This window comes from Desulfonauticus submarinus (assembly GCF_900104045.1).
GTDB lineage: Bacteria > Desulfobacterota > Desulfovibrionia > Desulfovibrionales > Desulfonatronovibrionaceae > Desulfonauticus > Desulfonauticus submarinus.
Map to the genome: position 1 here is coordinate 44,510 of NZ_FNIN01000011.1, position 9,532 is coordinate 54,041.

Genomic DNA, 9,532 nt, shown 5'->3' on the forward strand with positions numbered 1-9,532 from the left:
TTATGAATATAGAAATAGTTATAAAAAATGTTGTGTGGATGGAGAATAGGGTTAATATAATCATAGCAGAAGGAAAAATCGTAGATATAGTTGAGAAAATAGATTTTAATTTAGATAATAAAAAAATTTTTGATGCCAATGGGCTTATATTATTGCCAAGTCTTATTGACGCTCATGTTCATTTAAGAGAGCCAGGGTACGAGTATAAGGAAGATATTGCTTCTGGCCTACACGCTGCTGCTGGAGGAGGATTTGGAATAGTAATGGCAATGGCGAATACTAATCCAATAAATGATAGGGCTAGTGTGACTGAGTTTATGTTAGATAAAGCAAAAGAGAGTTGGCCCAATGGTCCAAGACTTTATCCTATTGGAGCCTTGACCAAAGGTTTGGCTGGTAAGGAAATGGCTCCATTAGCTGAGCTTGCAGAGGCTGGATGTAAAGCGTTTTCAAATGATGGGCTTCCTGTAATGAACAATGAGATTTTTAGAAGGTGTGTGGAGTATGCATGGGATTTAGGTTTAAAAGTGATAGACCATTGTGAAGATAGTTTTTTAGCCAAAGATGGGGCAATTAATGAGGGTAAATTATCTTCTTTTTTGGGCTTAAAGGGAATTCCCTCTGTAGCAGAGAGTTTACAGGTTGCAAGAGATATTTTACTTTCTGCATATTTAGATATTCCCATTCATCTAGCTCACATAAGTTGTAAAGAATCTGTAGAGCTTATTTATTGGGCAAAACAAAAAGGTATACCAATTACAGCAGAAACTTGTCCTCATTATCTTTTTTTAACTGAAGATGCTTGTAATGAATACAATACCCTAGCAAAAGTAAACCCTCCTTTGCGTACCAAACAAGATCAAGAAGCATTGCTCCATGCTTTGCGAGAAGGAGTTATTGATATTTTGGTAACAGATCACGCTCCTCATGCTGATTTTGAAAAAGAACAAGCTTTTGCAGATGCGCCTAATGGAATTTCTGGTTTAGATACAGCTTTAAGTTTAAGTCTAAAACTTCTTAAAAAAGGATTTAGTTTTAAAGATATTATAGGGCTTTGGGGTAAAAGACCTGCTGAAATTTTTGGACTTGAGTTTAGTGAGTTAATGTCAGGTCAGGAGGCTAACTTTATTTTGGTGGATTTAAAAGAGGAGTGGTTAGTTAATCCTAATACCTTGTTTTCTAAGGGAAAGAATACTCCGTGGTTAGGACATAAGCTAAGAGGAAGGGTAAAGTTTCATTTTTATAAGGGACAATTGATATTCGGAGAAAAATTATGGCCCGGATTTTAATTGTAGATGATGATGCTAGCTTGCAGCAAGTATTGGAAATTGCTTGTTTAAAGAAAAAATGGTCCCCGTATTTGGCTGGAGACTTAAAAACTGCTAGAAATTATCTCAATAATTATCCTGTTGATGTAGTCTTGTTGGACTTAAAATTGGGGCAGGAAAGTGGTTTAGATTTGCTTAGAGAAATTAGAGAGTCCATGCCTGATTTGCCAGTGGTTATGATTACTGCTTTTGCAGAAACTCAAAGTGCCGTAGAAGCAATGAAATTGGGTGCAATAGATTATTTGGCAAAGCCGTTTGATATTACCGAGTTGTTTATTATTGTAGATAGAATCTTACAAGAAAAACGCCTTAAGGCTGAAAATCTTTACTTAAAGAGAAAAGTAGGGGGATATTTTGGAGAGATAATTGGATTATGCCCCCAAATGCAAAAAGTTTTTGAACTAGTTAAACAGATTGGTCCTACTGAAATAAATGTACTTATTACAGGAGAATCTGGCACAGGTAAAGAAATTATCGCTAGAAGTATTCATGAGGCTAGTGGACGAGCTTCTCAACCTTTTGTTCCTATTAATTGTGGAGCAATTCCAGAAAATCTGTTTGAAAGTGAACTCTTTGGTTATAAGAGAGGTGCCTTTACAGGAGCAGATAGGGCTAAAAAGGGATTGTTAGAGGAAGCTCAAGGTGGAACCATTTTTTTGGATGAAGTGGCAGAATTGCCTCCTAGTATGCAGGTAAAACTACTTCGTTGCATACAAGAAAAAACTTTTAGACCCCTTGGAGGGGCAGAAGAGAAAAAAATAGATGTTCGGTTTTTAGCTGCTACTAATCAAAATATTTTAGAAATGGTTAGTCATGGACAATTTCGTGAAGATTTATTTTACAGATTAAGTGGTGTGATTATTAATTTGCCTCCACTTAGAGATCGTGGAGATGATATTATTGCCTTGGCTGAATATTTTTTGAAAAGGGCTTGCAAGGAACAAAAAAAGAATATTATTGGATTTGCGCCAAAAGCTATCCTTAAATTAAAAGGATACTCTTATCCTGGTAATGTTCGGGAATTGGAAAATATTATTGAAAGAGCTGTGGCTTTAGAAAAAGAGGATGTGATCCAACCAGAGTCATTGATTATGTATGAATATGACAGTGCCTCTCAAAAATTAGAAATGGACAAGGTTTTAAAGGGAGAAATATCTTTAGACGATTATTTAATTCTAAAAGAAAGAGAGATATTAGAGGCAGCTTTAAAAAGAGCTAAAAATAAAACACAGGCTGCTGAGCTGTTGGGTTTAAACTTAAGACAGTTTAGATATAGACTGCAAAAGACTGGACTGGAGGGATAAATGCGTTTTGGTGTATTATCTGATACGCATCTTTATTCAATGTCTACCGAATTTGAACAATTATATACTAAATTTTTAAAAGATGTAGATGTCTTGATTCATTGTGGAGATTTTACAGGAGAGGAAATATATTATTTTTTAAATAATCATCCAAAATTTATTGCTGTAAAAGGAAATTGTGATTTTTTTGAATTATCGCCAAAGGCTTATTTGGAAGTTAATGGCTTTAAAATAGGAGTAACTCATGGATTTGGTGTTTTAGACCTGGAAAAAAATCCCCAACAACTTTTAAATATTTTTCCAGATGCTGACTTAATTTGTTTTGGGCATACTCATAAAAAATATTTTTCTAAAATAAAAAATACATATTTTTTAAATCCTGGAACATGTCAGTTAAAGAGAAGACAAGGAACTTTTGCCTTACTGGATTGGAACGAAAAAAATCCTAAGATTCAGTTTGTAGAAGTGTAATTACGGCAAGATTATAAGAAGAAGTAATTTAAATAATAAAAAAGCCAGCTTAAAGCTGGCTTTTTTACCATCTGGTCGGGAAGACTGGATTTGAACCAGCGACCCCCTGCTCCCAAGGCAGGTGCGCTACCAGGCTGCGCCACTTCCCGCAGTCGAGAAAACGCTTTTTAATGTTTTCTTATAAGACTGTCAACCAAATTGTTTTATATTTTTTACTTTAACTAAATTATTAATCTGTAGGTACAATTGTATCGTTATTTTTTAGAAAGTTAGACTGTTTGTGTTTGATTTCAAAATTTAGTTCAGATATATTTAGGTAGTTAATAAATCTACTAGTTCTTGATGAACAAGGCCATTGGTAGCCAATATTTGGTTAGAATATATATTGTAAGGTTCATTGGAGAAATTGGTGACCTTACCTCCTGCTTCTTCTACTAAAAGCCATCCTGCGGCTGTATCCCAAGGCTTTAATCCGATTTCATAAAATCCTTCAAATCGTCCACATGCTGTATAAGCAAGGTCAATAGCTGCTGCCCCAGCTCGCCTTAGTCCTTGAGAAGACAGAAGAACTTTTTTCATGAGTTTTAAGATATAGTCTGCTTTGGTGGAGATGTTGTAAGGAAAACCTGTAGCTATAAGGCTATTTTTTAAAATGTTTTCTTTAGAAACAGAGATGGGCTTGCCATTTAAAAATGCTCCTTTTTCTTTTTGAGCAAAAAAGAATTCATTAAGAATGGGTAAATAAATAAAACCCAAAACAATTTTTTCGTTTTTGGCATAGGCTACAGAAATCGCCACAAAAGGAAATCCGTGAGCGAAGTTAGTTGTGCCATCTAAAGGATCAATGATAAATGTTTCTTCTTCTAGTTTTGTTTTAGTTGTTTGTTTTTGCTCCTCTGCTAAGAAAGTTGCGTTAGGGAAAATACTTTTAATTTTTTGGATTAGAAAATTTTCCACTGCAACATCCGTATCGGTAACTAAGTCTATTTCTCCCTTATGACTGATTTTTCTTGGTTTATCCCAATTTTTTTTAATTATATCTCCTGCTTGGTAAATAATTTGAGTAAGTGCAGTAAGTTGTTTATTCATAAATATACTACTCCTCATCTAGTTTTATTACTCTTACAAAGTTTAATTTTTTTAATACAACTTAAATTTTTTTCTTTCTTTTCTTTCAAAATATTCTATCAAACATCTTGCATTTAATCTATATTTAGACTAATTAATTCTAACAAAAAAATAAAGGAGTTTTCTTAACTATTTCACCAATGTCCTTACGCCATAAGATTACTATAGTTTTTTTGATATCGTTTTTTGTTATAGTCTCCATTAATTACTTTGTGTTTCGACATTTTTTAAAACGCGAGTTTTTGTATCGAGAGCAAGCAAACTTAATATCTCAAGTACATAGGGTTAATAAAGCGTTTGAGCAAGAATTTAAGAGGCTATTTTATTTTAATTCCTTCATTATTTCTAGTGGGTTAATCAATAGAATATTTATTACTGCATCTCAAGATAGAAAGAATTGGTCAAAAAAACTTTTGCAAAGTGCATCTCTTGATGGAGTTGCTATTGTCAATTCTTCAGGAGAAGTTAGATTTTCTTCTTGTATAAAAGATAAAGAAAGAGAGTTCTTTTTTATTTTAAATAAGAAAATTCATCAGTTAATTAAATTACTGGAATTAGAGCAAAAGAACACAATTGTTGGATTGATTCCCAACTTTAAAATGTATTCCGTGGTGGCGGTAAGTAATTTTAAGTACAAAAAACAAACTTATGTTTTTTTATCCGCATATTTTTTTGATAAGGTACGCCTTAAAAGTATAATAGAGGGATTAGGTTCAAAATTAGAATTAAGGTTTATACATAAATATACTCCAGAACTTGGATTAATTGTTGAGAATCTAAATAAGAAGAAGTTTTTTATAGATATTACTATTAGTGATGCCAAAATTTTTTGGTTAAAAGAAGATGTATTTGGCAATAAATCTATATTATTTTCTATTTGTCAAAATAGATCAGTATTTCAGCAAACTCAAGAGTTATTTTATTTTTCATTTCTTTTCATTTTGGTGTCTCTATTATTTGTATTTTTTATAATAAACTTTTTTTTGAAAAAAATAGTTGAAAAGCCAATCAGCCTCATAAATGCTTGTCTTCAAGATATTGTTGATTGGAATTCTCTTAAAAATATAGATTTATGTCCTAAAGAAGATGAGCTTAAGTGCATAGTTGATAAGATAAATAGTATAGTCACTAAGTTAAAAAAAGGATATTCAACCTTAGTAGATAGTTTTTCTTTATACTCTGCTATAGTTGAGCAGAGTGGAGATATAATATTTTTGTGTGATTTGAAAAGCAAAAAGATTCTAAAGTATAATAGGAGTTTTAGTAATTATTTTGGCTATAAAGATGAAGAAATACATAAAATACTATTCTATGATTTGGTTGATCTGTCTAAAAAAGATGTTGATGCTTTTTTTCATAGCGTGAGTAAAAAAGGAAGTTTTTTAGGAGAATTTCCATGTAAAGCAAGAGATGGAAAGATTTTTTATGTTGATTTAAGTGCATATTTTATAGAGCTAGAAGATAAGCAAGTTATTAGTATTTTGGCTAAAGATATTACAGAAAAAAAAGCTGTTCAAAAGAAGATGCAATATTTAGCTTTTCATGATGTCTTAACTGGGCTACCTAATAGGTTATATTTTTTAAAAGTAGCTGGTAAGGCTCTAGAAGAGGTAAAGAATAGCAATAAGTTTTTGGGATTAATTTATATAGATGTAAATGACTTTAAGCTTATAAATGATATTTTTGGGCATGGGGTAGGAGATGCTATTCTAGTGGGTGTTTCTAAAAGATTGGAAGAGATTTTGAGGGAGGGCGACTTTATTGCTAGGCTTGGAGGAGATGAATTCGTAGTTTTAATAAAAGATCTTAAGAAAAAGGAATACTTGGAACAAATAGCTAAAAAAATAATAGAAGGCTTTAAAAAACCCTTCTTGGTAGATAATGAAGAGATAATTTTGAGTTTAAGCTTAGGATTAAGTGTTTTCCCAGAACATGGCAAAACTCTTAATGCTTTGTTAAAGTCTGCTGACGAGGCTATGTATATGGCTAAAAATGATAAAACTAAAGAGTATGTAGTATTTGTAAAGGAATAAAAATTTGTGAAAAAAAGGACTTGCAAGTTAAAACTTAAGCGTATATAGTGCGTGCATAAATTCACAAGCTATAGTGATGCTAAAAGTGAAAATTAATTAAGGAGGTAGGGTATGTCTAAACTTGTTCCCCCTCATGGCGGTAAAGGGCTTGTTATCCGCCTGTTGGAAGGAGATGCTAGGGCTGAAGAATTAAAAAAAGCTGAATCTTTGAAAAAGGTGCCTGTAAGTAGCCGTGAAAAGGGCGATCTTATCATGATTGGTACAGGTGGCTTTAGTCCTTTAGATGGGTTTATGACTCGTGCTGACTGGAAGGGTGTTTGTGAAAACTTTTTGTTAGCAGATGGAACATTCTGGCCTGTGCCAGTAACTTTTTCTGTAACTAAGGAAGATGCTGCTGAAATAAAAGAGGGAGATGAGATTGCTCTTGTTGATCCAGAGAATAACAATGAAGTTGTTGCTACTATGAAGGTAACAGAAAAGTGGGAGAAGACTGAGGCTGATAAAAAGTGGGAATGTGAGATGGTTTATAAGGGGCAAGGTGAAGATAGTGCTGATGATAAGTTCTGGAAAATTGCTCTTGAGGATCATCCTGGTGTTAAAATGGTTATGGCTGAGAAGGATGTTTGTTTAGCTGGTCCAGTAAATGTATTGAGCGAAGGCGAATTTCCTACTAAGTTTAAAGGCGTATACATGCGTCCTGCTGAGATGAGAGCAGAATTAGAAAAGAGAGGCTGGAAAGAAGTTGCTGCTTTGCAGTTGCGTAATCCAATGCACAGGTCTCATGAATTTTTGGCAAAGATTGCAATTGAAGTGTGCGATGGTGTTGTTATTCATTCTTTAATTGGAAAATTGAAACCAGGAGATATTCCAGCTGAAGTTAGAATTAAATGTATTGATACCTTAATTGAGCACTATTTTGTGAAAGAAAATGTAATTCAAGCTGGTTATCCATTAGATATGCGTTATGCTGGTCCTCGTGAAGCTCTTTTACATGCAACTTTCCGTCAAAATTATGGAATTTCTCGTATGATTATTGGTCGTGATCACGCTGGTGTAGGTGATTTTTATGGTTTGTTTGAAGCTCAGGAAATTTTTGATCGTATTCCTTATCCAGAAGAGCCAGGCAAAGCTTTGCTTTGTACTCCTTTGAAGATAGACTGGACTTTCTATTGTTATAAGTGTGATGGTATGGCTTCCTTACGCACTTGCCCTCACTCTAAAGAAGATAGAGTGATTTTGAGTGGTACAAAGTTGCGTAAAGCTTTGTCTGAGGGTCAGCCAATCCCAGATCATTTTGGTCGCGAAGAAGTATTAGCTATTTTGCGCGAGTACTATGAAAATCTAACTGAAAAAGTTGAGATTAAAATGCAAAAGGCTGCTAGTGGAGATCCAATGAAATAAAGTCGAGAGTGTGTAATGTTAAGAGGGAGAGATTAATCTTTCCCTCTTATTTTAGACTTTGAGATAAATTTCACTTTCTCCTTGACAAGGAGAAAAAGGCGCTGGTAAAAGGCGTGTAGTCGCTACTTCTTGTTTTAGATAGTAGCGGAAGAAATGGCTAGGGGTATCAATTAACAAAACTATATTAGAGGAGGATGAATTATGCCAACCTTTGTTAATCCAGCCAAATGTGACGGCTGCAAGGGTGGAGAAAAGACTGCTTGTATGTACATCTGCCCCAATGATCTTATGATCTTGGATCCTGAGGAAATGAAAGCTTATAACCAAGAACCTGATGCTTGCTGGGAATGTTATTCCTGCGTAAAGATTTGTCCTCAGGGTGCTATTGAGGCTCGTCCTTATGCTGACTTTGCTCCTATGGGTGGTACTAGTATTCCTATGCGCAGTGCTTCTGACATTATGTGGACAATTCAATTTAGAAACGGCAACATTAAGCGTTTCAAATTCCCTATCAGAACCACTGATGAAGGTTCTATCAAGCCTTATGAAGGAAAACCTGAAGCAGGCGATTTAGATAATGAGCTTCTTTTCACTGAGACTGAGTTGAAGAAACCAATTGAGGTTTTGGGTAAGAAGTACGAAGTTGCTAATGCTGACTTGGTAGAAACCTGGGTTGATCCTAAGTTCAGAAAATAACAAATTAACTAGAAAATAAACTAAGGAGGGTAAAGATATGCCTCAGATTCCTGCTAAGGCCAAACCATTAGGGTTGCCTTTGGCTGAACCCGAAGTTGTAGAATTGACAACCGACGTATTGCTCGTCGGTGGTGGTATGGGTTGTTGTGGTGCTGCTTTTGAGGCCAAAAGATGGGCTGATAAATATGGTGTAAAAGTTCTTTTGGTAGATAAGGCTGCTTTAGAAAGATCTGGTGCTGTTGCTCAGGGTCTTTCTGCTATTAATACTTATTTAGGCGAAAATACTCCTGATGATTATGTTCGCATGGTAAGAACTGACTTGATGGGTATTGTTCGTGAAGACCTTATCTTTGATCTTGGTCGTCACGTTGATGATTCTGTTCATCTTTTTGAAGAATGGGGTCTTCCTCTCTGGGTTCAAACCGATGAAGGTAAACGTTTAGATGGTGCTCAAGCAAAGAAAAAAGGTTTGCAAGTTCGCAATGGAGCCAAACCAGTTCGTTCTGGTCGTTGGCAGATTATGATTAATGGTGAGTCTTATAAATGTATTGTTGCTGAAGCTGCTAAGAATGCTTTGGGTGAATTTAGAGAAGAAGATGGCAAGGCCACTGGTTATATTGAAAGGCTTTTTATTGTAAAGCTTCTCTTAGATGCTAATGTACCTAACCGCATTGCTGGTGCTGTTGGCTTTTCTTTACGTGAAAATAAAGTTTACATCATTAAATGTAATGCAATGTTGGTAGCTTGTGGTGGTGCTGTTAATATTTATCGTCCTCGTTCCACTGGTGAAGGTATGGGCCGTGCATGGTATCCTGTATGGAATGCTGGTTCTACTTATACTCTCTGTTCTCAAGTTGGAGCAGAGATGACCATGATGGAAAACAGATTTGTTCCTGCTCGTTTTAAAGATGGTTATGGTCCTGTAGGTGCTTGGTTCTTGCTTTTTAAAGCAAAAGCAACCAACGCTAAGGGTGAAGATTACTGTCAGACCAACCGCGATATGCTCAAGCAGTATGAAGAAAAAGGTTATGCTCATGGTCCAGTTATTCCTACTTGTTTGCGTAACCACATGATGCTCAAAGAGATGAAAGAAGGACGTGGTCCTATCTTCATGGATACTGCTACAGCTCTTCAAGAAACTTTTAAGACCTTGGATAAGAAAGAGCAAAAG

The 9,532-nt window shown here is 34.9% G+C and carries 8 protein-coding genes and 1 tRNA gene; 7 read left to right on the forward strand and 2 right to left on the reverse strand.

Annotation, left to right across the window (positions count from 1 at the left end; all coding sequences use genetic code 11):
- The first annotated feature begins 2 nt into the window (after window positions 1-2).
- The 3 genes from BLP60_RS08570 to BLP60_RS08580 are packed head-to-tail and all read left to right on the forward strand — an operon-like array spanning window position 3 to window position 3,103.
- Window positions 3-1,289, forward strand: a complete 1,287-nt coding sequence (locus BLP60_RS08570; protein WP_092066008.1) for a dihydroorotase — start codon at window positions 3-5, stop codon at window positions 1,287-1,289.
- The gene (locus BLP60_RS08575) at window positions 1,274-2,632 is read left to right on the forward strand and encodes a sigma-54-dependent transcriptional regulator (protein WP_092066010.1); all 1,359 of its coding nucleotides are present in this window, start codon (window positions 1,274-1,276) and stop codon (window positions 2,630-2,632) included. The genes BLP60_RS08570 and BLP60_RS08575 overlap by 16 nt, the downstream gene beginning before the upstream one ends.
- Window positions 2,633-3,103, forward strand: a complete 471-nt coding sequence (locus BLP60_RS08580) for a metallophosphoesterase (RefSeq protein ID WP_092066012.1) — start codon at window positions 2,633-2,635, stop codon at window positions 3,101-3,103.
- Window positions 3,104-3,175: 72 nt separating this feature from the next.
- Here BLP60_RS08580 and BLP60_RS08585 read toward each other — a convergent pair.
- Window positions 3,176-3,252, reverse strand: a tRNA-Pro gene (locus tag BLP60_RS08585).
- Window positions 3,253-3,415: 163 nt separating this feature from the next.
- Window positions 3,416-4,192: an inositol monophosphatase family protein gene (locus tag BLP60_RS08590; RefSeq protein ID WP_092066015.1), complete on the reverse strand. Its 777-nt coding sequence runs from the start codon at window positions 4,190-4,192 to the stop codon at window positions 3,416-3,418.
- Between the two features lie 251 nt (window positions 4,193-4,443).
- On the opposite strand from BLP60_RS08590, the gene BLP60_RS08595 reads away from it, so the two are divergent.
- The 4 genes from BLP60_RS08595 to BLP60_RS08610 form a co-directional block, all read left to right on the forward strand.
- A complete protein-coding gene (locus tag BLP60_RS08595; protein WP_159427717.1) occupies window positions 4,444-6,264 on the forward strand; it encodes a sensor domain-containing diguanylate cyclase in 1,821 nt (606 codons plus the stop codon).
- A gap of 111 nt (window positions 6,265-6,375) precedes the next feature.
- The gene (gene sat, locus BLP60_RS08600; protein ID WP_092066019.1) at window positions 6,376-7,665 is read left to right on the forward strand and encodes a sulfate adenylyltransferase; all 1,290 of its coding nucleotides are present in this window, start codon (window positions 6,376-6,378) and stop codon (window positions 7,663-7,665) included.
- A gap of 201 nt (window positions 7,666-7,866) precedes the next feature.
- Window positions 7,867-8,361: an adenylyl-sulfate reductase subunit beta gene (gene aprB, locus BLP60_RS08605; protein ID WP_092066021.1), complete on the forward strand. Its 495-nt coding sequence runs from the start codon at window positions 7,867-7,869 to the stop codon at window positions 8,359-8,361.
- Between the two features lie 37 nt (window positions 8,362-8,398).
- Window positions 8,399-9,532, forward strand: a 1,134-nt coding sequence (locus BLP60_RS08610) for an FAD-binding protein (protein WP_143338929.1), incomplete at its 3' end; no start/stop codon positions are given.

Excerpts from the sequence above, each read along its gene's own strand:
- BLP60_RS08570 (WP_092066008.1), top strand. The coding sequence starts at position 3 with ATGAATATAGAAATAGTTATAAAAAATGTTGTGTGGATGGAGAATAGG.
- BLP60_RS08575 (WP_092066010.1), top strand. The coding sequence starts at position 1,274 with ATGGCCCGGATTTTAATTGTAGATGATGATGCTAGCTTGCAGCAAGTA.
- BLP60_RS08580 (WP_092066012.1), top strand. The coding sequence starts at position 2,633 with ATGCGTTTTGGTGTATTATCTGATACGCATCTTTATTCAATGTCTACC.
- BLP60_RS08590 (WP_092066015.1), bottom strand. The coding sequence starts at position 4,192 with ATGAATAAACAACTTACTGCACTTACTCAAATTATTTACCAAGCAGGA.
- sat (WP_092066019.1), top strand. The coding sequence starts at position 6,376 with ATGTCTAAACTTGTTCCCCCTCATGGCGGTAAAGGGCTTGTTATCCGC.
- aprB (WP_092066021.1), top strand. The coding sequence starts at position 7,867 with ATGCCAACCTTTGTTAATCCAGCCAAATGTGACGGCTGCAAGGGTGGA.